Source organism: Haloarcula sp. CGMCC 1.2071 (assembly GCF_037078445.1).
Taxonomy (GTDB): domain Archaea; phylum Halobacteriota; class Halobacteria; order Halobacteriales; family Haloarculaceae; genus Haloarcula; species Haloarcula amylolytica.
On sequence record NZ_JAYMGY010000015.1, the window covers coordinates 16,357 to 39,293 of the forward strand.

Annotated in this window: 19 protein-coding genes and 1 pseudogene; 9 read left to right on the forward strand and 11 right to left on the reverse strand. The window is 61.6% G+C overall.

Annotation, left to right across the window (positions count from 1 at the left end):
• Positions 1-531: 531 nt before the first annotated feature.
• The 11 genes and pseudogenes from VI234_RS18260 to VI234_RS18310 form a co-directional block, all read right to left on the reverse strand.
• Positions 532-1,584: a hypothetical protein gene (locus tag VI234_RS18260; protein WP_336330842.1), complete on the reverse strand. Its 1,053-nt coding sequence runs from the start codon at positions 1,582-1,584 to the stop codon at positions 532-534.
• A gap of 132 nt (positions 1,585-1,716) precedes the next feature.
• Positions 1,717-2,211 carry a DUF3592 domain-containing protein gene (locus tag VI234_RS18265; protein WP_336330843.1) on the reverse strand — a complete coding sequence of 165 codons (495 nt, stop codon included), beginning with the start codon at positions 2,209-2,211 and terminating at the stop codon, positions 1,717-1,719.
• A 363-nt stretch (positions 2,212-2,574) separates the two neighbouring features.
• A complete protein-coding gene (locus VI234_RS18270; protein ID WP_008308249.1) occupies positions 2,575-3,363 on the reverse strand; it encodes a histidinol-phosphatase HisJ family protein in 789 nt (262 codons plus the stop codon).
• Entirely contained in the window at positions 3,363-4,109 is a 747-nt protein-coding gene (locus VI234_RS18275; RefSeq protein WP_336330844.1) for a 2-phosphosulfolactate phosphatase, read from the reverse strand. Before VI234_RS18275 ends, VI234_RS18270 begins: the two co-directional genes overlap by 1 nt.
• A gap of 186 nt (positions 4,110-4,295) precedes the next feature.
• A complete protein-coding gene (locus VI234_RS18280) occupies positions 4,296-5,105 on the reverse strand; it encodes an energy-coupling factor transporter transmembrane component T family protein (RefSeq protein ID WP_008308251.1) in 810 nt (269 codons plus the stop codon).
• Positions 5,105-6,850: an ABC transporter ATP-binding protein gene (locus VI234_RS18285; protein WP_442905036.1), complete on the reverse strand. Its 1,746-nt coding sequence runs from the start codon at positions 6,848-6,850 to the stop codon at positions 5,105-5,107. Before VI234_RS18285 ends, VI234_RS18280 begins: the two co-directional genes overlap by 1 nt.
• Position 6,851: 1 nt before the next feature.
• A complete protein-coding gene (locus VI234_RS18290; RefSeq protein ID WP_049942818.1) occupies positions 6,852-7,706 on the reverse strand; it encodes a hypothetical protein in 855 nt (284 codons plus the stop codon).
• Between the two features lie 335 nt (positions 7,707-8,041).
• Entirely contained in the window at positions 8,042-8,524 is a 483-nt protein-coding gene (locus tag VI234_RS18295; RefSeq protein ID WP_336330846.1) for a 5'-nucleotidase, read from the reverse strand.
• Between the two features lie 329 nt (positions 8,525-8,853).
• Positions 8,854-9,429 (reverse strand): annotated as a pseudogene (locus tag VI234_RS18300) (bifunctional metallophosphatase/5'-nucleotidase); the annotation flags it as partial.
• 222 nt (positions 9,430-9,651) lie between these two features.
• Positions 9,652-10,563, reverse strand: a complete 912-nt coding sequence (locus tag VI234_RS18305; protein WP_336330847.1) for an acetamidase/formamidase family protein — start codon at positions 10,561-10,563, stop codon at positions 9,652-9,654.
• A gap of 119 nt (positions 10,564-10,682) precedes the next feature.
• The gene (locus VI234_RS18310; protein ID WP_336330848.1) at positions 10,683-11,789 is read right to left on the reverse strand and encodes a tubulin/FtsZ family protein; all 1,107 of its coding nucleotides are present in this window, start codon (positions 11,787-11,789) and stop codon (positions 10,683-10,685) included.
• 196 nt (positions 11,790-11,985) lie between these two features.
• On the opposite strand from VI234_RS18310, the gene VI234_RS18315 reads away from it, so the two are divergent.
• The 9 genes from VI234_RS18315 to VI234_RS18355 all read left to right on the forward strand — a co-directional run bounded on the left by VI234_RS18315 (position 11,986) and on the right by VI234_RS18355 (position 22,918).
• Positions 11,986-13,134, forward strand: coding sequence for an FAD binding domain-containing protein (locus tag VI234_RS18315; RefSeq protein WP_008308261.1), 1,149 nt, complete (start codon positions 11,986-11,988; stop codon positions 13,132-13,134).
• Between the two features lie 121 nt (positions 13,135-13,255).
• The gene (locus VI234_RS18320) at positions 13,256-13,765 is read left to right on the forward strand and encodes a universal stress protein (protein WP_049942820.1); all 510 of its coding nucleotides are present in this window, start codon (positions 13,256-13,258) and stop codon (positions 13,763-13,765) included.
• Between the two features lie 255 nt (positions 13,766-14,020).
• A complete protein-coding gene (locus VI234_RS18325; RefSeq protein ID WP_336330849.1) occupies positions 14,021-17,215 on the forward strand; it encodes a molybdopterin-dependent oxidoreductase in 3,195 nt (1,064 codons plus the stop codon).
• Positions 17,215-18,396, forward strand: coding sequence for a 4Fe-4S dicluster domain-containing protein (locus VI234_RS18330; protein WP_336330850.1), 1,182 nt, complete (start codon positions 17,215-17,217; stop codon positions 18,394-18,396). The genes VI234_RS18325 and VI234_RS18330 overlap by 1 nt, the downstream gene beginning before the upstream one ends.
• Before the next feature lie 10 nt (positions 18,397-18,406).
• Positions 18,407-19,126 (forward strand): TorD/DmsD family molecular chaperone, encoded by a 720-nt coding sequence (locus VI234_RS18335; RefSeq protein WP_336330851.1) that lies wholly within the window; start codon positions 18,407-18,409, stop codon positions 19,124-19,126.
• Complete coding sequence (locus tag VI234_RS18340) at positions 19,119-20,144, forward strand: ethylbenzene dehydrogenase-related protein (protein ID WP_336330852.1); 1,026 nt, start codon at positions 19,119-19,121, stop codon at positions 20,142-20,144. The genes VI234_RS18335 and VI234_RS18340 overlap by 8 nt, the downstream gene beginning before the upstream one ends.
• On the forward strand, positions 20,141-21,055 hold the full coding sequence (locus VI234_RS18345) for a HEAT repeat domain-containing protein (RefSeq protein ID WP_336330853.1): 915 nt from the start codon (positions 20,141-20,143) through the stop codon (positions 21,053-21,055). The genes VI234_RS18340 and VI234_RS18345 overlap by 4 nt, the downstream gene beginning before the upstream one ends.
• A gap of 2 nt (positions 21,056-21,057) precedes the next feature.
• The gene (locus VI234_RS18350) at positions 21,058-21,669 is read left to right on the forward strand and encodes a hypothetical protein (RefSeq protein ID WP_336330854.1); all 612 of its coding nucleotides are present in this window, start codon (positions 21,058-21,060) and stop codon (positions 21,667-21,669) included.
• Position 21,670: 1 nt separating this feature from the next.
• Entirely contained in the window at positions 21,671-22,918 is a 1,248-nt protein-coding gene (locus VI234_RS18355) for a P-loop NTPase (protein ID WP_336330855.1), read from the forward strand.
• Positions 22,919-22,937 lie beyond the last annotated feature (19 nt).

Consider the following 22,937-nt stretch of genomic DNA (forward strand, 5'->3'; position numbering starts at 1 on the left):
ATCACCTGACGATTAGCCCCCGGTGTCTTCGTCGTTGGCAGACCGTCCCTGTCGGCTCTGCTTCGGGTCGCTTGTCTGCGCCGTCAGGGCGGCGCATCCTCAGTCACCCCACGCTCAACTCTAATCTTGCCTGTGGAGGGATAGACTCGGTCGCCCGACGAAACGAGAGCGATTCGCTCTCCCAGTGGGATGAACACTCGCTGTAGTGGTTCTATAGTACCAATTGAACCGATGTACACACTGATCGCACTGCCGCCATGCGATCAGGTGTGCATTGATTTCCAATGGCTACTATAGTGAAAGTTCAACTCTATGTTTGTGAGCGTCGCGTGTTCAGTCACATCGACGGTTGCCGAGGGGACGTGTTGCATACAGAATAGTTACTAAACGACTTGTCAGATAGTGCTAATATCACGGTGCGCCTCGTGGCCACCGTATTTGCGTATTCTGTCAAACTGCGTGGCGCAATGAGCCGCACTGCGTGGAGAATTCAATTTGAGCGAGTGTGCTCAACTAAGACGATCCTGCTGCTCAGTCAGATACCTGTTTGAAACTCTGAATAGCGACTACGGTCTTGTTTTGCGACGGGATATCCCGGACACTGTACTCGTGTGGGTGCTGCTGTTCGTGTGGATATTCGGCCGGTTGTGGGACGTCATACGTTTTGCTGCCTCGGAAATCGCTCAGGAACTCTCGGGTGAGCATCGGTTCCACGAACGCCAACTGTGACCCCTCTGTGTCACCGATAAACCCTTGAATGAGTGTGTTGCTGAAGCTAGTAGGATCACCTCGGTCGTCGGGGCCACTTGGGAGTTCAGGCGCATCGTTGGGAGCTACGTGTTCACCCATGTCTGTGATATACCGCTCGTCAGCGACGGGCGGAGGTGATCGCGCATACCCTTCTGGAAGTTGAGCGAAGTCGAAATTTGTCTCGATTCCGTCCGCTGTTTTGATATCGTACGGCGGAAGCTGAGGCCCCTCGACGTTATCCACTGTTGCAGGGTCACGCGTATGAAAGTGGATATCGAAGTGTGGCTTCTCCCACGCTCCTTTGCCACCGAAATGGCCGTCCGGATTCCAGTTGAGTCCCAAGAAGGTAAACGGCGTGCCAGCCGCATCTGGGAACGGCACAAAGAACTGGAGTGACTGTTTGAAATGGATCGTTGCCGCCTGTCCACTAAACCGATACTTATCAGTCTCCACAGGATCGTTTACCTCACTTATCTCTGTCTCGCTTGGAAGCCCTTCGAGTGCCGTGTGGTCGAACTCGACTCCGTGATACCTCGGCTCTCCTGACGGTGTTTCACTCGTGAATGTTCGCACCTCCCCGTTTCCGAGGGTGACTTTCCGTCCATACTCAGTGATGTCACTCGGCGGAAAGCCCGCTGAGCGATTGTTGTTATCTCCAGAACCCTTCTCGTCGGACTGCACCTGTCTGGCAACTGGTGTGGCCAGACCGACTCCCCCCAATATCGCACTTCCAACAAGGGTTGACTGAAGTAGCGTCCGCCGATTTAGCGTGAACGTCGACTGTGCTGCCGACTGACCCTCCTCTTTTCCTTTCGGGCCGGACTCTTCCACCATACTGGTTAGATATAGCTCCATTTACACTTTAAGCTGTGCGCGAATAGAACAGTCGTGTTTAGTTAAACGTATTCGGGCAGATCACACATGATGTCCAGTAATGACACGGACAGCCGAACAACGGAAGGGGACTCAGAGCTTCTTCACGACAGAGAAGGCTGCAAAGAGGGTGAATAATCCGCCAAGTCCAATAGCGATGATCGGTGCGTTCGACGTTTTGTTTTTCAAAAACGCATCTCCTGGCTCGTCTGGAGACACGTATGCAGTTGTCTGTGTCCCCTGTTCGTAAGAGTCGATCGCTGATTCGGCTGCTGACCGTCTCTCATAGTTCCGCTCAATATTCGCTGGGTATAGTTTTGTCCCGGTGTATGTAGTTCCATTATAGGTGTATTCAAATTCGACGTTCGGTTCGTACTTTACGCCCGGATTTGACGATGTTCCGCTATCCGTTTCGATACCGAGTTCCGTAATGTTCGCGTCCACTTCAACCGAGTTTCGAACTGCTTCAGTCTGCTGAACGTAATCGAATCCCCCGTAGCTAGCGATAGCGATACCGACAACGAGGTACAGTACTGCGCCACCCAGAGTATCTGGACCAGTAACACGAAGCCCTGAATCGTTGGCCATGCTACCAGTCTCCTCCGGAAAATTTGATGGCTAACGGCAGCCAAGTGTCTGTGAGAAGCTCAAGTAATTGGGGACTGAACTGTTTATTCAGATGAATGTGACGGGGCGAGCAGGTCATAGCCACAGTTCGGGCGCTATGTCGTGGGAGTGTGCGATGGTACTCCTGGAGGGCGGAATACACAAGATATCATCATAGGGGCTGGCCACTAAAACCTATATATAGCCACTATCGCAGTGAGATATTCGCTGTGTTCACAGCATTCGAACAGTCGCTATAGTAACAATTGAACCGATGTACACACTGATCGCACTGCCGTCGTGCGAGCAGGTGTGCATTGATTTTCAATGGCTACTATAGGTTGCTCAAAAATCACGGTACTGTTGATTATCGCGTAGTACAGCAGCAACAGGTGACCGGTCTAGTGTTTCAGTCAGTGTTCGTAGTTCGGGGACTCGCTGCGAGAGTTCTGCAGGCGTGTGGCTGTCCGATCCGAGGACGAACTGGATTCCATACTCGGTAAACAGATCTAGCATCGCTGGGTCGGGATGTACCCGGCCGAGCGAGCGATGGACGCGACCGGCGTTTACCTCAGGGACTGTCTCGGAGTCAGCAAGCGCTCGTGCGACCCGGTCGTAATCCGCTCGAATTGTGTGCCGTCGCAACGTTGGAATGCGCTCTGGGAGGTCGAGGTGCCCGACTACGTCGAAGAGTTCAGATTCGATGAGCGCAACGACCGCATCGTAGTACCGCTCGACGGCCCTCCGGCGTTGCGTTGCGGACGCAGTAACGTACTGTGTCCCACTGGTGTAGTCGTACTGGTCGGCGAAGTGGACGCTCCCGATAGTGTATGCGAAGTCGGCGGTGTCGAGAAACGACGCAATACGCGACTCGGTGCCTTCGACGTAGCTTACTTCGGCAGCATCGTACAGTTGGAGGGCAGTCGTGTCTCTGGCAGCACGAATGTCCTCCCGGCGCTGTTGATACGTTTCGACGAGGTCGTATCTCGCACGTCGCCCGAAGTCGTCTTCAGTGACGATACAGTGATCAGTCAGCCCGAGTGCAGACAAGCCAGCCTGTTCGGCCGCGGTAACCATTGCGTCGAGATCCGACCCATCCGAGTACGTGGTGTGCGTGTGGATATCGGTCCGCATCAGATCTCGCTCTCGCCACTCACGTCATAGAGCCGTTGCCCGTCCAGTTTCGGAACGACGTCACGGCTGTCGAACGCGAGTGTGTACTCGTAGAGGTCCGTACGCTTGATCTGTGGTTTCTCCTCGTACTTCGGCCCCTTCGCGAACTGAACGACTTCCCGATAGATATCGCGTTGCTCCGGTGTCAGTGGCTTCCCGTGCAGTTGCCGAGCAATATACAGCGCGCCAACGAGGTCCTCAGGCGAGGGTTTCCCTCTCGAGCCGGCGGCAACGAAATAGGTCTCGCGGTCGCTGTCTGCGAGATAGTCGGCGACCGCTTTCCCGTTAGTCAACCCACCAACGTAGATATCGACGTCGTCACCGCCTGCTAAGCGGATATCCGTGACCGCGTTCCCACCGTTGGTCGAGGTCATCGCAGTCGGCCGACCGGCGACGTCAATATCCTGAACGAAGCTCGGTGAATTGAAGAAGTCGTATCCTTCTTCGCCCCGATAGTCCGGGCCGGAACTCCCGCCGATTTTCGCGTCTGGATGTTCAGCCTTGAATGCTGGTTCGTTCCCCCGTTCCTCGGTAATGTAGATGTACTCCGCGCCATTCGCAAACAGTTCCGGGACCGTCGTCGAGAACTGCGCGACGTCGACGACGACATAGTTCCCTGGATCGGGGTCGTCCGGAATCTTTGCTCGGCCGAGAATAATCGTCTCCAGCAGTTTCGATTCGAGCGAGTTTCCCGTAATCAGGCTCATATCACTCACTCAGTCCGTCATGTCAAAAAGACCGCTAAGAGCCCTATGGAGCAGTTACACCCGATATGTATCCCTCAATATACTGTAGACAGTGCCAGACTGTCAAAGGGTACACTGGAGTCCCTTTTGATACGCTAGTAAGAGAATGAGAACGCGGTAAGGAAACAGTCAACGGCGCGGAGGACATCACAGAAGAAGCGCGAGTCCGGTAACGACGAGCAGAGAACCGGCGAAGAACCCGACATCGACGGGTCGAATCTGCATGTCCGCAAGCCGAAGCTCCGTACTCGCCTCGTCGGCTAGTGAGTGCGAGAATCCCCGGGCTTCCATGGCCTCGACGGTGACGCGACTTCGCTTTGCCACGTTGAAGATCATCGGATAGAACGCACGCACCGATAGCTTCAGCAGGTAGACGTAGTGCCGCCAGCGGAATCGCCCGGGTGAGTCGGGAGCCGTACTCCGTAACCGGAACGAGTTCACCAGATCGTGGTACTCCTCAAACAACACTGGGAGCATCCGGTAGCCGTACGTGATGAGGAACGTGAACTGTCGTGGAATCCCGAGACTTCTGAGACCCTGAGAGAGGGTCTTCGGACCCATGCTCGAGAACACCGCCAAACTCGACACGGAGATGATCGTTAACTTCAGCGTGTACGGAACTAACGCTCGAATTGCCGCAACGGGATCACCCGTGAAGACAGTCACGACAGCGTACGATCCTAACGTCGTTGCCACGGTAAACGCCATCAGTCCGACGAGGAACAGGCTGACCCGTGAAAGTACTGCGAGCACCGACACGAACGCTAGCAGTCCGAGAAGGATGGTCGTGTCGTAGAACAGCCACGGGACGAACAGGAAGACGACGTACCAGAGTAACAGGACTCTGGGGTCCAAGCGGTGGAGGAACGAACCCTCGTTCTCGTAGGCCGTCCGAAGCAAGTCAGCCTTGATCGCCTCGACAGACGTGGCATCACGAAGCGCATCGAGTGTCGTCATCACTGCTCCTCCACGGTCGGTTTCGATGTCTCGTCCGGCGGACTTGCCGTGTTCAGTCGGTCCGTGAACGCCTCGACCGTGAGCGGTGCGGGACTGAGGCCGAGTTCTGTCCCCAGGCGGACCACTTGCGGTGGGTGAAGGTTCGCTCGTTCGAGAGCGGCAAGGTCAGCAAACACGTCACTCGGCGGGCCGTCAGCGATGATGTCACCGTCGTCGAGCACGACGACACGAGTCGCCCACGATGCCGCGAGCTCGAGGTCGTGTGTCGCAATCACGACCGTCTCGACACGGTCGCCCGCCCGGTCGATGGTTCGACCGACCTCCTCGCGACTCGCAAGGTCGAGACTGCCGGTTGGTTCGTCGAGCAGGATAATCGACGGGTTCGTCGCAAGCCCGATAGCCAGTGACGCCCGGCGCTGTTGGCCGACGCTGAGCAGGCGGCCGTCCCGGGACTGCAGATCTTCCAAGTCGAGGAATTCGATCACCTCGTCGACTCGCTGCTCGACGTTCGGGTAGCCCCTATCATCGAGGTAGTGAGCGACATCAGCCCGGACAGTATCGTCGATAAACATCTCTTCGGGGTTCTGCTTGACGTAGACGACCTCCTCGGCCAGTTGCTCCGGGAGCACATCTCCAGTGTCTGTTCCGCCGACGGTGACCGTCCCTTCGTCGGGCGTCTCCAAGCCAGTCACCAGTTGCATGAGCGTGGATTTCCCAGCGCCGTTGCTGCCGACGAGGACGACCCGCTCGTCTGGGTAGACCTCCAGTGTGAGGGTATCGAGAACGTCTTTTGTCCCGCTTCGGAGTGTATCGTACGACTGCGAGACGTTATTGAAGGAGATGACAGGCTTCCCTTTCCGGTTCACCTCCGGTGGTCCGTCAGTTCGAGCCACAGTGGTGTCGCCGTAATCGGTGAATAGATCGAGGCCGTCCGCGAGCGTCACCGGGAGCGGGCGAGCATCATCGAGGACGCGCTCGGCGATCCGCGTGACCTGTGGGGGATGGACATCCTGTCCTCTGAGGTCTTCCAGCTGATTGAGGGCCGTCTCGACCGGTAATTTCCAACGGACAATACCGTCCTCGACGAGGACGACGCTATCGCAGTATTCGGCGATGAACTCTGTCTGATGTTCGATAGTGACCACGGTTTTCCCGTGGGTTTCGTTGAGCGTGGCGAGACGGTCGTAGGTCTCCCGAGCGTTGACTGGGTCCAGTTGTGCCGCCGGTTCGTCGACGACGAGGATGTCTGGGTCTAGCGATAACGCTGCCGCCAGCGCAACCAAGTGTTTTTGCCCGCCGGAGAGTTCCCAGACGAAGCGGTCTCCCAGTCCGCTCAAATCGAGCAGATCTAGTGTCCGGTGGACTCGTTCGCGGTAGTCCTCGTGTCCATAGTTCATCGGGGCGAAAGCGACTTCCTCGAATACAGTCGGACTGACGAGCTGGTTATCGAACTCCTGGAACACGTAGCCGACGTGCTGTGAGAGCTCTGCAACAGAGCTCTCGGAGACATCGTGTCCAGCGACGGTAACTTGGCCTCGCATATCACCCTCGTAAAAATGCGGGATGATTCCGTTAAACGACTTACACAGCGTCGTCTTGCCGGAACCGTTCCCACCGATGATGGCGACGAACTCGCCGGGCTCTATCGTCAGCTCCGCCCCGGTCAACACAGCTTCGTCAGCACCGGGATACCGGAACTGCAGTTCGTCAACGGCAATTTGAGAGTCGTGTGTCGCTGTCATCATCTTACGCCGTTTGCGTTGCGCGGTACCAGACGATGGTGGCGACGATAGCGGAGACGACGATCGGAACTGCGATGTAACTCTGGCCGAACGTCGCGAGGAATTCCGGCTCCCAGACTACGTTGACCGCCCCACCGACTTCGCTGGCAGCTTCGGCAACGAAGGCGAGCGGGAAGGCGATAAGCACCGCCAACAGCGCCTTCGGCGAAAAGCCACGCCACATCGACCCGCCGCGTTCACCCTCAAACGGTTCCATACCGAGCAGCGGTTCGACTTTACCGTGGAGTTTGGGGTAGAGATACAGTGCGGGGATTACGCCGAAAAGAGTCCCCGTGATTAGCATCTGTGTGAGGAAGTCGACCCCTTCGAGCACGATAATGCTCTCGGGGAGGCCGGGTACGGCTTCCAATTCTTCAACCCCGACATACACCTTCCCAATATCGATGAACGTAGCGAAGAACTCTTCGAGTGCCTCAGCCAGAAACACGACAATTGCCAACTGTGTGGTGTTTTCCGGGTCCTGAAGCAGCTTCGCGGCGAAATAATAGCAGACCGGGATGAGGAGCAATCCCTCCATGGCACCCAGTCCATCGAACTCACCGAGCAGTATTTCTCCGAATACGATTTCGCCAACAGGAACGGCTACTGCAGCCCAGTAGGTCCTGAAAAGTAGCACCAGCACGATCGGGATAAAGATGAAGCCACCAACCCCCAGTTCTAGCGGTCCGACCGTGAACTCGGGCATGATTTCTGTGAACGCGTTCTGCAACCCGGTAAGGGACATAACGAGTATGAACACCATCATGTCCTGTTTACCAAACGATAACCAACTCTCCGTATCAGCCGAGAGTGTGCTCATGCTACACTGGAACGCATACTGATGACGTGTTTGAACATTTATAATATGTATACTGACTACTATGAACCGTCCACCGTGACTCGTAATACTATATACGGCCCTGTTTAGATGTCTCCAATAACGTGGGGTGGTGTCTGTGTCGACTGAACAGGACCGGTCTGTGGGAGTCTCTGGTCGATTTCGTTTTTCCGATAGCTACCGGCTCGGCCGACCTGCACCGCGTCGAAACAAGGCCCGTCGATAGCAAGTACTGTTGGTTACTACGACAGGGTAGTTCTGGAACGGTCAGTACCTGAAGGAGACAGTTGCAGAAGGCCATCCGTGGCGGGACCCGGTCAGCAGTCCTGGAGTCGGCCACCCACCCGGACAGTGATGCCCTCTTCGCGAGCGTAGTCTGCGACGGTCTCGAACGGGAGACCGAACGAGTCGATGGTTGCCTCGTGTGGAATCGGCCAGTCATCGCTGTAGACGACGTAGGAGTTGGTGGCAAGTCTGTACTCTCGACCGGCTTCGAGACTCTGGCCGTTGACAGCCACACCGATTAGCCGTCCAGCCTCGGAATCGTACTCGACGGTCATCCCGCTGACGTCGCCGTGCCAGAGCCGTCCGTCCTCGCGGTGGGGACGGAAGGCCGCCTGCAAGAGGGTTCGTAGTTGTTCACCGGAGACGCCGAGGACTTCTACCGTACCGCCGAAGGGGTGTACGCTGGCCACCTCGCCAGCAGTGACCTCGCCGGACAGGGGTCGCCCCGTTCGAAGGCCGCCATTGTGGACGAAGCTGACGTCAGTATCGGCCGCCCAGCGATAGGCGTCAGCCACGAGGTTGCCAACGCGGCTCTCGCCGCGGGTTCGCTCGTCGAGGCCTCGATGGATCGGATCGTCGACAGTGGAACAGTCTCCAGCAGACCGACATCGGCCAGCCGTTCGCGGGTCATGTCGGCCACGGACTCGTCGATAGGTCCCTCGGATGTCGAATGACGGGTGGCAATCGGCGAGCGGTCCCCGTCGAAGAGTTCGACTTCCCAGACCACCTGCCCGTTCGCTCCGGGGCGGACAACCAGTGTTCCGTCGACAGCCTCGTGGCGCTCCCTGTGGACGTGGCCGCCGAGGACCGTGTCGACGCCCTGAACGGCCGCAACGTCGGTCTCTACGTCGTCTCGCAAGTGTGCGAGGACGACGAAATGATCGACACTGTTGCCGAGTTCGCTGACCGCTTTCCGCACGCTCTCGACAGGATTGGTCACGTTCAGCTCTGACGCGCCGGAAGCAATCCGGGGAGTCGCGGGATCGACTACGCCGACGAATCCGACTCGCCGGCCATCTCGATGCAAGACTGTCGTCCCGTCTAATCCAGCGAAGGGAGCGCCACGGGCGCCCTCACTCTCGCCTTCGTAAACGTTCGCGACGACCCACTCCTGTGGACTCTTCGAGACCACGTCCAGAATGGGAGCAGTCCCGAAGTCGAAATCGTGGTTCCCTACCGTCTCGACGTCGGTACTCACTGCCCGGAAAAACGGCATCGCTTGATGCCCCTCGTAGTAATGGGCGAGGACACCCGGTGCAGTGTTGTCGCCGGTGCCAGCGACTACAGTATCCTCCCCGCGGATTGACTGGATCGTTCCGGCAAGCCGACCCATCCGCACGGGGTCGTCGCAAGCGTTCTCAATGTCTGAGTAGTGGAGCAACCGGATCGACATCTTTCGGAGCCGATTCCAGCGGGGCATAGAAGTGGATACCGTTTGTGGCTTCTTGGCAGGTGGCCGATAGCAGAAGCTGTCGATTCTGGGAGGTCGTGCGTTCGTTCAGCGGTGTACGCCAGATTCAGAGCCACCAATTTGCGGAATGCCGGCAGCAGGACGAGCAGAGATCCACTATCCAGATGAGTGTCCCCGTTGAAATTGTCGTCCCGCTAAGTGCCAACAGAACTGACAGCTTCGCCGCGATAGTTAGAATGGATCTGGGAGGTATTCGCGCGGAATGGAGTTTCGCACAGTAACGAGTGGGTCGACGACTTGGCTGATTTCGAGGCCACCAACGAGGCTCGAAAAGAGGTAGGCGTCGGTCAGCGTGTACTCGTGTTCGGCAGCGAGCAATCCGATGAGGTCCTCGTTTGCCGTCTTGACCGCATCTTCCATCGTTTCGGCACTTGCAATCGTCTTCCACGCGTCACCGGTGTCGACGAGTGGGCGCTCAAGGTCGACAGCGGCATCCGAGATTACTGAGACGGTGACGTCGATCTCGGTTCCGATTTCGGCACCAGTGCCACACATTTCGCCGTCTGCCATCGCGGCCTTCGAGTCACCCATCGCTAACATCGCACCGTCCTGGAACACCGGAAAGTAGGCCGTCGTCCCAGTGGTCATATCCGTGGTATCGAGATTTCCGCCGTGGTCGTGTGGCGTCAGGGTCGACATCGATTCCTCGGACGTTGCCACGCCAATGGTCCCGATGACGGGGTCAACTGGTACCTCCATATCCTTGAACGAGAGTGACTCCCCGCCGTCGGTTATCTCCGTCACGCGCGTCGCTGGGTGTTCGATGTCCTCGTGATCTTGAAGGAGTCCAAACCCCGGTGCCGTAATTACGCGACCCAGATCCTCGGTGACTCGGACGTCTTCGATCTCAACCTTGAGGACATCGCCGGGTGTGGCTCCCTCGACAGCAACCGGCCCTGTAGCCGCATTCACTTCTTCAGGGATCGCATCCATCAGATTAGCGTCTGACTGAACGGCTTTGTTCAGGCTATCGATGGTTTCAAACGTGATCGGCTCGCCGTCGGAAGCCGTATACAGCGGTTCCATATTCGGGGAGAACTCGTAGACGTGGCCGTCTTCGTATGATATGACAGTCCGTGTCATCGTATGGTTTCGTTGAAAACTGTCACTTATAAATCTATTTGAGTATAATCCGCTTTGTCTCGTTTTTTCCGCACTTCAGACGGTCTGGCTCCAGTCCCACGAGAATCTAACGGGCCGTCTCATTCCGATTCGTCGACCAGCGTTTTGAGTTCCACCAGCCGCGGCAGTTCTGTGACGCCGCTAAGTACGACCAGGACAGACAACGTGTCCCGGTCTGGCGTCGGCATATCGCCGCTCCGCACCTCCGGTGACTGGAGTTCCTCCGTGAGCCATCGCCGCCCGTCGGTAACGGCATCCCGGATCAACCACGCGGGCGGTCCGGCAAACACGGCAAGGGCTCTATCAACCGAATCCAGCTCGCACTGGGCCGTCAGTTTGCCGCGTACAGCGCGGCGAAGTGTCGTCTCGACGGCGTTGTATGCCTCGATTTCGTCGACGTCGTCCGAGTTGTCGCCGAGAAAACGGTTCTTGAGCTGGTCTATGACTGTCCCGTCACTGCCGCCATCGTCCGCTTGCAGGTCCTGACTGGCGTAGCCAAGCGTAGTGAAACCCGAGTCCGAGAGGGTGTTGATTATTTCGCTGGCGTCGACGACGCTCTGGCCGACTGCGTCGGATGCCGTCGCCTCACCCGCTGCGAATAGGGCACCCAGCCGTGTCACGACAGTCTCGTTCAGCGTCTCGGCGGCCGTCTCGACCGTCTGTCCGCTTCCGAGCCACGCTTCGTTGTCGAACAGTATCTGCCCGTCGACGGTCGCTTCCAGCGCTCGAAGTGCTTGGATGGTGTTGGCGGCTGCTTCGTCGTCCCTGCCGGCTGGTAGTACCGACAGGCAGTAGACCGGGATCGTGTAAACCTCTCTGAGGGCGTCGGCAATGTTGGCCGTAGCGCCACTGCCCGTCCCGCCCGCAAGTCCGGCCACGAGGACGAGAGCGTCGATATCGCTCGTTACCAATTGGTCTATCGGCCGGCGCACTTCGAGCCGTTCGTCTTCGATGGCGGCAGTACCGTTCGTCCGGTCCCCGTTCGTTCCGGCCCCGTTTGTTTCGGAGAGTCCGAAGGCATGCCGCCGGTCGTCCGGAAGTGCGTCGAGTTCGTCGAGCGCTTCGGTGTCCGTATCGACGGCACAGGCCGCGCCGAGATACGTCGTCTCGCGGCGTTCGTTGTCCTGCCACAGCCGCTCGACGATCCGTCCCCCGGCACCACCGATTCCGACTGCCGCGACTCGCATACGTCGTGTTTAGTGTCGGCTGACATTAATAGTCCGACTCGGTGCGAGGCAACCACTGGGACTTCGTAGTATGATGAGTTACAGCGGAAGCGACAGGGGAACTTCAGGAGCGCCTCTCGGGGCTGGTGTTCGGGAGCGATACTGTCATCGGTCGGTGGACCAGAGGCCTTTCGTACGGCAAGCGCTGAGAGGGGCCGTGTCACAGGACCTCGCCAACGAACCATCCGATTCCCTGTCCGTCACCATCTCCGGCGGGTCGATGGGCGGCCTGTTTACCGGCATCGCTCTCGACAATGCAGGCCACGACGTGACGGTCGCCGAGCAATCGGCCGGCGACCTCCGAAGTCGCGGCGGCGGCATCGTCGCCCAGCAGTCGATCCGACAGTTCCTCTCACGCCACGACATCGTCGACCCGGCGACCATCACCACCCGAGCCAGTGAGCGGCGGTTTCTGACTGCTGACGGCGATGTACGGACGTCGACATCGGATTCGATGGTGTTCACCTCGTGGGACGCGGTCTACCGTCAATTGCGGGCGGCGTTCCCGGACGACCGGTACCACACCGGCCGGACTGTCACCGGTCTCAGGGCCACAGACGGCGCAGTTCGGTTCGCCGATGGGGACCGGACGGCGGCCGATCTGGTTGTCGCTGCCGACGGCGGGCAGTCGACGGCCCGTGCGCAACTGTTTCCCGAGACCGAACCGGAGTTTGCCGACTACGTCGCGTGGCGTGGTGTCGTCCCGGAGACTGACGTTTCGGACGCAGTCATCGACGCGTTCGACGGCCGTTTCACGTTTTATCAAGGGGAGCGGACGCTCATCCTCGCGTACTGTATCCCCGGCGGCGACGGAAGCACGGCTCCCGGTGACCGCCGTCTCAACTGGGTCTGGTACGACACACTCCGCGGGCGCGAGCGTGATATTATTTTCACTGACACGACAGGAGCGAGCCAGCAGTTCAGCGTGTCGCCGGGGCACCTCCAAAACCCGGTCGAAACGCGCCAGCGTGGGCGGGCGACAGAGATACTGCCGCCCGTGTTTGCCGACCTCGTGGCAACAACAGCAGCCCCCTTCGTGCAGGCGATTTACGACCTCAAGACCCCCCAGATGACAGTCGATAGGGTCTGTCTGCTCGGTGATGCGGCGTTCGTCGCCCGTCCACACACTGCCGCTGGTACTGCGAAGGCGGCCAGCGACGCCGTTGAACTAAAAGCCGCTCTCGACCGCCATAGTTCGCTCGGAGATGCGCTGGCGTCATGGGACGACGCCCGGACCGACTACGGAGAGCGTCTCGTTGCGCAAGGCAAGCGAATGGGCGACGAACGGTTATCCCTCGGGAGTTGATGGACTACCGTTCTGTGTGTCTCGGGTCTGGGTGCAGTACTGGCTCTTCGATTGCGGGCTGTCTTCTCGCGTCGTAAGAACGGACGGTATGTTACTTGTCTACGGCTCCGGTAATCAGCGTATGACACTCGTTGTGCCGTTCGACGGCTCCGAACTGGCCGAGGCAGCACTCGTTCGGGCGACGGAGTTCGGCACTGTCTTCGAAGAGGACGTGTTGGCCGTCAGTGTCATTCGAAAGGGGAATGCCGAGTACGCCCGGGAACACGGCTGGATCGGGCCGAACGAAGAATTCGATCTGGAGACAGTCGTCACCTCGCTGCACGAGCAGATGACGGATCTGTGTCCGAGTTCGGATTTCCGACATACAGTCGTGGATCGGTACGCGCCGGCCGGGTCGGTGGCGAAAGCCATCCGCAAGATGGCCAAGAGAGAAGACGCATCAATGGTATTCATCGGGAGCGAAAACGCCGGCCATCTCGTCACGAGCATCAGCAGTGTCGGCGGGTCGATCGCCTCGGACGACGCCTACGACGTCGTCATCGTCCGCCATCGGAACCCGTCCAAGATCGCTCAACTCAGGAACACGTCCCCGCACAGACAATCGAAATCCGATTTTTATCTCCCGGAGTAGGTACCGATAGTCTTCGACAAGTCAATACTGTTGGCTGTAACTATTTTAAGATATTCGCCACCCCGGGTGGCGAAATTCTTTACAGACTTACAGCCGACAGTAAAGTATTGAAAACAGAAGCCCGTCCTTGGACCCTTTTTCGCCGAATATCTTCGTGCCCCGTCTCACCAATTGGGAACCTGTGGTATTGTTCATTTAGCAATAGCCGTGGGTACCCGACATGCAGATACGCGCTGTCCAACGGAGTGATGTCCGGTGAAGCTGTCACGGCGCGACTTCCTGACCGCAGCGGGCGCTGGGACGGTCGGCGCGCTCGCCGAAGGAGCATGGGGCGCGACACAGTCCACGGAACCCATAACGAGCGTGGACAACCCGCTCAAGTCCTATCCGAACCGGGACTGGGAGCAGGTGTACCACGACATCTACGCCTACGACGAGGTGGACTGGACGGTGTGTCACCCCAACTGCACCCAGTCGTGTGCGCTGAACTTCTACATCAAAAACGGGGTCCCGATACGGGCCGAGCAGGTGTATCACAACGAGGAGCCCTCGGTCGGCCCGTCGGGCTACGAGGACGCCGGCGTCAGTCAGCACTGGAACCCCCGTGGCTGTATGAAGGGGCTCTCCCTGCACCGCCGGACGTTCGAGCCATCGCGCATCAAGTACCCGATGGTCCGCAAGGGGTGGGACCCCGAGGACCCCAACCCCGAGGGCCGCGGCGAGGACGAGTTCGAGCGCGTCTCTTGGGACGAGGCCATCGACCTCATCGCCGAGAAGATGGCGAACTTGGAAGACAACAAGCGGTTCCACATCTTCAACGCCATCAAATGCGACGGGCTGTTCACCCGGCACGGCTCGGGCCGCCGACTGGCGTCCATCTTCGGCGGCTGTGAATGGACCGAGTACGACTGGTACGCCGACCTGCCGCCGGGCCACGTCATCACAACGGGGTATCAGACCTCCGACTCCGACGCCGTCGCCTGGCGGAAGGCCGATTACACCATCATTCAAGGGAAGAACCTCATCCACAACAAACTCGCGGACAACCACTTCTTGCAGGAGACCCGCGAACGCGGTGGGAAGATGGTCGGCGTCTACCCCGACTACTCGCCGACGGTCCAGAAGTGCGACCGGTGGCTCCCGATCCGCCCCGGGAGCGACCCGGCGTTCGCCCTTGGCATGGCCCACGTCATCATGGCTGAGGAACTGTACGACGCCGAGTTCATGCGGAAGTTCACGAGTCTTCCCCTACTCATCCGGGAGGACACGGGCAAATACCTTCGCGCACACGAGGTGTTCGAGGACGTCGAACCGCCCGCGGAGGACCTCGACGAGCAGCACGAGCACAACGACTGGGGCGACTTCGTGGTGCTGGGTGAGGACGGCCAGCCCGTAGCGATGACCCGCGAGGAGGTCGGCGAGGAGATGCCGACCACGCCGCAGCTAGACGTCGACAGCGAGGTGGCACTGACCGACGGCTCGACCGTTGCCGTCAGGAGCGACTTCGCCCGCCAGCGGGACAACATCATCGAGAACTACGATCCGGAGACGGTCGAGGAGATCACCACGATTCCGGCGGACAAGCTCGCCCAGACGGCACGCGAGTTCGCCGACGCCGAGAAGGGTCAGTGGTTCACCGGCGAAGGGATCAACCACTGGTTCCACTCCAACGACGCGCTCCAGCGGGCGGTGTTCCTCGTCCAGGCGATGCTTGGCAACATCGGCGACGCCGGCCAGGGATACTACAACTACTCCGGCCAGTACAAGATCGAACTGCTGGACGGCTACCCCCACTACGTCAACCCGGACGGCAACGCCGCCCACGGGATGTATCCGGGCTACGCCTTCGCCTTCTTCGGCGGCGAGAAACTCGATCCCCACGAGATTCGCGGCGACTTCGACCGCGAGATGGACCTCGTCCCGCAGGGCGACGCCGAGGAGCCGGTGATGCCGGAGAACGCGGGGTCGTACACGATGTCCAAGCCGTCCATCCTGTGGACGATGAACTGCAACCTCCTGAACCAGACCAAGCATCAGGAGCACGTCATTGAGAACTTCGTCAAGCACCCCGACACCGAGAACGACCTGTTCGTCGTCTCGGACATGCATATGACCTACTCCGCCCGGCACGCCGACATCGTGCTCCCCGTGCCGTCTTGGCTGGAGTGTGACTACCCCGACATCACAGTCGGGCCGGAGAACCCCTTCGTCCAGATGGACCACGGCGTGATGGACCCCATCTACGACACCAAACAAGACGGGGAAGCCGTCGCGATGGTGGCCGAGAAACTGGACGAGAAGATTCCGCCCGAGGAGCGAAACGTCGACTCCTACCGGTCGTACTTCGAGGAGTTCCTGGAGGAAGACGGCGACGTGACCAACTACATTCAGGAGACCTTCGACCGCGGGATGACGACCCAGAGCATCGATGTCGAGGACCTGGAGGACGGGCCGGAACGGCTAGATCTGAAGACCTACCCACGGATTCCGTTCTACTCGCAGGTCCACGAGGATCGGCCGTTCTACACGAAGACCGGCCGGATGGAGTTCCACAAGGAGGAGGACCGCTTCATCGAACTCGGTCGGGACGACATCGACCACGTCGAGAGCGTCGAGGGGACCCCCTACGGCGTGAACAAGAAGTGGGACGAGGCGAAAGACGAGGAGAACCCGCTGTACCACGACGAGGGCAACCAGTTCTACTACAACACGCCCCACCCGAAGTACCGGACCCACTCCTCGTGGGGGATGACCGACTGGAACCTCATCTGGGCCTCGCGTGACTTCGGCAGCGTCAGCGGCGATCCGGAGGGGACCGACCGGCTGGTCGACGACTTCTCGTTCCCCACCGGCGACGGCGAGTCCGAAGACGTCGCGCCGCTCGGTGAGGCGTTCGTCGAGATGCATCCCAGCGACGCCGAGAACATCGACGTGGAGAACGGCGACTACGTCCGTATCACCGGCAAGCGCGGCGACCTCGTCGTCAGAGCGATGGTCAGCGAGCGCCAGCGTCCGCGGTCAGCCGGCGACATGGGGCAGTTGACGCTGTGGCACGGCTGGTGGCCTCAACACTTCCCCGACGACGAGGCCGACGAGGACGGCGTCAAGGGGTACAACACGATTACCAACATCTGGCTCGACCCGCTGCAGGAGACCGACGACCTCGTCCACAAGGCGGTGTTCGGCGACCCGAACGTCTCCGACATCGTCGACGAGGACATCGCCTGGCACGGGGCGGAACTGGAACACGGTTACGAGGAGACGGTGTGGGCCCCGACGGGGACCAACCGGGACGACCTCGTGGACGTCGAGAAGTACGAGGAGGCGGACTGGTGGCCCGGCGACGCCCGCCGGGACGACCTCGTCGAGGACTACATCGGCGGGTCACTGCAGCCCAGCGGCAGCGGCTCTGGTAGTACCGGGACATCGACCCCAGGAGGCGATGACTGATGGCACAAACGTACAACCCACAACTCGGCCGTGAGCACAGTTATCCATACGAACACCGCGAGGAGGAGCGGGACTACCACTGGGGGATGGTCATCAACACGAACCGGTGTATCAACTGCAACACCTGCTCGTTTGCCTGTAAGTCGACCTGGACCAGCGGCGAGGGCGAGGAGTACATGTGGTGGATGAACGTCGAGACCGAGCCCTACGGCGGCTACCCGATGGGCTGGGACATGCGGTTGCTCGACGACCTCTCGGCCGACCAGACCATCTTCGACGCCGCCGAGGACGACGAGCAGGTCCACGGCTACATCGCCGAGAAGCAGGCCTGGGAGTACCCCGCGCTGGGCGACGACCAGGTCCACGGGGAGTACCCCGAAGGCGAGGTCGTCGAGTCCGACCTGGAGAACGACGAGTACCACGACATCTGGCAGTTCTACCTCCCGCGGCTCTGTAACCACTGCAAGAACCCCGCCTGTCTGGCGGCCTGCCCGCGGAAAGCCATCTACAAGCGCGAAGAGGACGGCATCGTCCTGCTGGACCAGGAGCGCTGCCGGGGCTACCGCCGCTGTGTGAAGGCCTGTCCGTACCACAAGCCGATGTACAACCCCGAAACGGGCGTCACCGAGAAGCCCGTCGGCTGCTACCCCCGCATCGAGGAGGGGAACGTCCCGCGGTGTGTCTCCTCCTGTATCGGGAAGACGCGGCTCCACGGCAACATCAACCGCGGGCCGGACGCCGGGCCGGCGGGGGGCAAGTCCTCCGCCGCGTCGGGGCGTTCGCCGATCAACTACCTCGTCCACTCCGACGAGAAGGTGGCCCTGCCGCTGTACCCGCAGTTCGGGACCCAGCCGCAGGTGTTCTACATGCCCCCCTACCACGTCCCGCCGGAGTTCCTGACCCAGATGTTCACGCCCAACACCGAGGTCAAGGAAAACGAGTGGCCCGGCGACACCTACGAGGAGTCGGTCCGCATCGTCCAGGAGCGGGCTCGCAACCCCAGCCACGAGGTGCTGGGCATCCTCCAGCTGTTCGGCGCGACGACGCGGCTCATCGAGACCTACAACGTCAAGGAGAACCGCGTGAAGGGCTGGGACCGCAACGGCGAGAAGGTCGTCGACGTGCCCATCGAGGAGCCCATGGAGGTCCGCGAGGGTGAACAGTGGACCAATCAGCCCTGAGGTGCGTACAATGAAGAACACGCCACACCACCACACGCGACGCGCTGCACTGTACGGGTTCGCCGCGACGGTCTTCCAGTACCCTGACGAGGCCGTCGTCGGCGACCTGACCGACGAGGAGGTTCAGGACGCCGTCCGGCAGGCCGGCGACGCGCTCGGTCTCGACAGCGAGGTCGAGGCGCTGCTGCACGCGCTGGACGGTGTCGACCGCGACTCGCTGGAACCGGCGTACAACCGACTGTTCGGGCTGCCCGGCGACGGGGGAACCTATCCGGTCGTCCCCTACGAGGCCCACTACACCACCGGCGACGAGGTCAACGAGAGCCAGCGCCGCATCGCCACGGTCGTGGGCCTGTTAGAGGAGTTCGGCCTCGAAATCAGCGACGAGTTCGACGAGCGCCACGACCACGTCACCGTGGAACTGGAGCTACTGCAGGTGCTGGCCGCCCAGCGGGCAGTCGCCCTCGACGGCGGCGACGACGAGACGGCCGTTCGCCTCGCACGAGCGGGCGCGACGGTGCTGGACGAGCATCTCGGCGACTTCATCCCCGCGTTCGCCCATCGGGTCCGGGAGACCGTGAACGGCGGCGGCAGTTCCGACCGAGACGTGCCCGAGGCGAGCGCCGTCTACGCCGCCGCCGCGGACTTAGCGGCGGCCCTCATCGAGTTCGACGAGGCGAGCCATCCCGACCCGGTCTCGCCCGGAACGGGGGTGAGAGCCGATGGTTAAGCTTGATTACGAGGCGGCCCGCCGGGCGACGACAGCAACGGCGGTCGTCATGGCGCTTCTGGTGGCCGGACAGATGGCCGTCGCGGCGGCCGTCACCGGCGGCCAGCAACCCCTTGTCGCGACCGACGAGGTCCCACAGACCGCCGACAGCGACCGCTGGTCGGAGGCCCCGTCACGGACCGTCTCGCTGTCGAAACAGCAGATGGCCGTGCCATACGGCGGCGGGAGCATCGACGAGATGGAGGTCCAGGCGCTGACCAACGACACCCACGTCGCTTTCCGGCTGACTTGGACGGACCCGACGAAAGACACGAACATCCGGTCGCCGAAGAACTACAGCGACGCGGCGGCCGTGATGCTCCACAGCGGCGAGAAACCGCCGATCACGATGGGGGCCGGCGGCGACCCGGTCAACATCTGGTACTGGCGGTCCCAGTGGCAGTACGGGACCGACCAGAAGGCCGAATGGAGCGGGGACATGTACGCCTACCCGCACCCGGACGAAGAGACCAAACCGGGGCGTGCGGCCGGGAACCCGCTGTCACAGGGCCAGTACGAAAACTACGGCCAGAACTACTACGCGGCCGGCTACGGGTCGCTGAGCAATGCCCCACAGCAGAACGTGGACGCACAGGGGACTCGCAACGGCGACGAGTGGTCCGTCGTCTTCGTTCGAGAGCACACCGGCGAGGGCAAACACGACGCGGCGTTCCGCCAGAACGAGACGATGTACCTCGCCTTTGCCGTCTGGAACGGGAGTAGCGACGAGGTCAACGGCAAGAAGTCGCTGACGATGCAGTACAGCACGCTCGACACCGAATCGGGCGAACTCACGGCACCCGAGAGCGGCGGCAGCGGGGACAGTTCGAGTTCAGGTAGCGCCGCCAGCGGCGGCGACTCCAGTAGCGGCGACGGCGGTTCGGGCGGCAGTAGCAACCCGCTGTACACGTCGCTCGGGACGCTCATCGCGGCAACGGTCGCCGGCTGGACGGTCCTCTACTGGAGGCTGGCGCGATGAGCTACGTGAACTGGAGCGCACGCGGTCGGACGCCGGGCGAGACCGAGACAGAGGTCCGCAGCGCACTCGACGCCTCACGGGTCCGAACCCGGCAGGACGCCGCCATCGCACTTGTGGATGCGGCCGAGTCCGGCCTCGACCGGGAGACGGTTGACGCGCTGGGAGAGCGCGCACTGGAAGACGACGACCCCGAAGTACGACAGTTCGCCGTCGAGGCGCTCGGAGTCGCCGGGGCCGCGCCGGCCGTCGTCCGGCAGGCGCTTGACGACCCCGAACCGTGGGTTCGGGCCGAAGCCGTCGTCGCCCTCTCGCGGACCGGCGGCGACGCCGACCAGCTAAGGGGGGCACTGGACGACGACAGCGGTTGGGTCCGACGGAACGCCGTCATCGCGATGGGCAAGCGCGGCGACGCCGACCAGCCGCTGCTGGTCGAGTGTATCAAGACCGATCCCCATCCGGCGGTCCGTGAGTACGCCGCGCAGTTCCTCGGCGGCGTCGCCGAGGACGTACCGGAGGCCGAACGCATTCTGGCCGCGATGCTGGCCCGGGAGCCAAACGCCTTCGCCCGGGCGAAAGCCGCCGAGAGCCTCGGCGAACTCGCGACCGACCGCGCGGAGCAGGCCCTCGAAGCCCACGGTATCACCGACCAGAGCGAGGACGTCGCCCGCGCGGCCAAGCAGGCCCTCGCGAGCGCCCGCGGGACCGACCCCGGGGAGCTAGATGTCGAAATCGGGCCGCCGTCGGCTCCCGGAAGCGGACCGGACACGCCTGCAGAGCAGTCCGTCGACGGGTACGACCCCGCCGGCTCCTTTGGCTCGGCCCGATCCGGGAGCGGGTCGCCGGCCCCCGGCGGCGCGCCCGGGTTCGAGCCCCGGCGCGACCTGAACACCGACCCGGAGGACAGGACCTGACGATGCCATACGAACTCGACTCGACCGGACCGGCAGCGGAACAGGGCGAAAACAAGTCAGAGAACGACGATAGCGGCGGTCTTGAGTCGTCGCTGGGCATGACCATCCCGGAGGACCACGTCGGCGCGTTCGTCGCCGAGGCGCTGGAGGACCCCGAGCGAGCGACGACCTGGGACGACGTCGTCGACACGCTGGTCGCGCCCGTCGCCCGGGACGCCTGGGCGGCGCTGAGTCCGGTCGAGCAGGCCACGGAAGTGCTTTCGAAAGCCGCCGAGTTCGACCGGCGGGCCATCGAGCACTTCGAGGCTGTCCCGCTGGACGGGGACCGGAGCGAAGCGGAGACGGACATCGACGAGGGGCTGCGGTGTCGGCGCAACGCCGACACGTTCCGGGACGGCGTCGCCGCCGCCTACGGCGGCGGGCGGCTCGACGACGACGGCCTCGTCGACGCCCTGGAAGCCGCGGAGTTCGATACTGAGATCATCGCCAGGCGCGAGGACCTCATAGAGCGTATCGACAGCGTGTTCGAAATCGACTACCGCCCCTACGGCGGCACGTTGATGGACGACGACGATGGTCCCGAACCGGAAACCGAACACGGGGAGACGTGGTAACATGTCCGGAGAGCAGCCCGAACCAACGGAAGACGCTGTCAGGGACGCGCTTCGGACTGTGGCCACGCCCGAGAGTGACGAGGACGTGATCGCCACGGGGCTGGTGTCGTCCGTGGCTACCACTGACGGGACCGTCAGCGTGCAGACGGCGCTGTCCGGCATGGACCCTGCCACGGCGGACGCGCTCGCCGACCGGATGCGGGCGGCGGTGCTAGAGTGTGGCGGTGTCGAGGCAGTCCGCATAGAGACGGACATCGCAGAGCCGGACCACGGGACCGTCGTGCCCGGCGTGGACCAAATCATCGCCGTCGCCAGTGCGAAAGGCGGCGTCGGCAAGACCACCGTGGCGACCCAGTTGGCGCGCGGACTGGCCGCGTCCGGCGAGCGGGTCGGCCTGTTCGACGCCGACGTGTACGGTCCGAACACGCCGGAGTTACTCGACATCGAGGGGCCACTCGGCTCGACCGAGGACGGCCGCGCCGAGCCGGTCGAGGTCGACGGCCTGCAAGTCGTCAGTGTCGGCCTGATCGCCAACGACGAACCGATGGCATGGCGCGGCGCGATGGCCCACGAGGCCGTCGAGGAACTGCTGACCGACGCCGCCTGGGACGTCGACACGCTGGTGCTCGATCTGCCGCCGGGGACCGGCGACATCGTGTTGACGACGCTGCAGTCGTTCCCCGTCGACGGCGCGGTGTTCGTGACGACGCCGTTTCCGACCGCGGCCCGTGATACGGAGCGCTCGACGGCGCTGTTCCGCGAGGAGGGCGTCCCGGTACTCGGAGCCGTCGTCAACATGGCCGGGTTCACCTGTCCCACCTGTGGCGACGACCACGCGCCGTTCGGAAGCGACCCCGACCTCAGTACGGACGTACTCGCGGAGCTCCCCATCGACGACTCGCTTCGCTCGACCGAGGGAGACGTCCCAGCAGCCTTCCGGGACCTGGGCGACGACGTACGCGAAGCCCTTGCGGACCGGACGACGGTGACGGTTCCCGAGACTGCGCTCGACCTTCGCGGCGTCCCCGACCGGGCGCGCATCGAACAGGTTCGCGCGGAGTTCGGCGCGCTCGCTCCCGGCGAGTCGCTCCATCTCGTGACGGACACCCGTCCGGGCGACGTCAGCGGAGCCCTCGAAGATCTCACCTCGGCACCGCCACGGGTGGCCGTAGAACAGAAGCGGTCCGGCGTGTGGGCGCTACAGATATCCAAGACCGCCCCTGACCCAGCCGAAGACGTACCCTGCTAACCGACGGTCGAACACCCGG

Bases quoted from the DNA above. Each gene is read 5' to 3' on its own strand.
- VI234_RS18330 (WP_336330850.1), top strand. From the start codon at position 17,215: ATGGCACAAACGTACAACCCACAACTCGGCCGTGAGCACAGTTATCCA.
- VI234_RS18285 (WP_442905036.1), bottom strand. From the start codon at position 6,850: ATGATGACAGCGACACACGACTCTCAAATTGCCGTTGACGAACTGCAG.
- VI234_RS18310 (WP_336330848.1), bottom strand. From the start codon at position 11,789: ATGCGAGTCGCGGCAGTCGGAATCGGTGGTGCCGGGGGACGGATCGTC.
- VI234_RS18265 (WP_336330843.1), bottom strand. From the start codon at position 2,211: ATGGCCAACGATTCAGGGCTTCGTGTTACTGGTCCAGATACTCTGGGT.
- VI234_RS18260 (WP_336330842.1), bottom strand. From the start codon at position 1,584: ATGGTGGAAGAGTCCGGCCCGAAAGGAAAAGAGGAGGGTCAGTCGGCA.
- VI234_RS18290 (WP_049942818.1), bottom strand. From the start codon at position 7,706: ATGAGCACACTCTCGGCTGATACGGAGAGTTGGTTATCGTTTGGTAAA.
- VI234_RS18280 (WP_008308251.1), bottom strand. From the start codon at position 5,105: ATGACGACACTCGATGCGCTTCGTGATGCCACGTCTGTCGAGGCGATC.
- VI234_RS18335 (WP_336330851.1), top strand. From the start codon at position 18,407: ATGAAGAACACGCCACACCACCACACGCGACGCGCTGCACTGTACGGG.
- VI234_RS18350 (WP_336330854.1), top strand. From the start codon at position 21,058: ATGCCATACGAACTCGACTCGACCGGACCGGCAGCGGAACAGGGCGAA.
- VI234_RS18340 (WP_336330852.1), top strand. From the start codon at position 19,119: ATGGTTAAGCTTGATTACGAGGCGGCCCGCCGGGCGACGACAGCAACG.
- VI234_RS18345 (WP_336330853.1), top strand. From the start codon at position 20,141: ATGAGCTACGTGAACTGGAGCGCACGCGGTCGGACGCCGGGCGAGACC.
- VI234_RS18275 (WP_336330844.1), bottom strand. From the start codon at position 4,109: ATGAGCCTGATTACGGGAAACTCGCTCGAATCGAAACTGCTGGAGACG.
- VI234_RS18305 (WP_336330847.1), bottom strand. From the start codon at position 10,563: ATGACACGGACTGTCATATCATACGAAGACGGCCACGTCTACGAGTTC.
- VI234_RS18320 (WP_049942820.1), top strand. From the start codon at position 13,256: ATGACACTCGTTGTGCCGTTCGACGGCTCCGAACTGGCCGAGGCAGCA.
- VI234_RS18270 (WP_008308249.1), bottom strand. From the start codon at position 3,363: ATGCGGACCGATATCCACACGCACACCACGTACTCGGATGGGTCGGAT.
- VI234_RS18355 (WP_336330855.1), top strand. From the start codon at position 21,671: ATGTCCGGAGAGCAGCCCGAACCAACGGAAGACGCTGTCAGGGACGCG.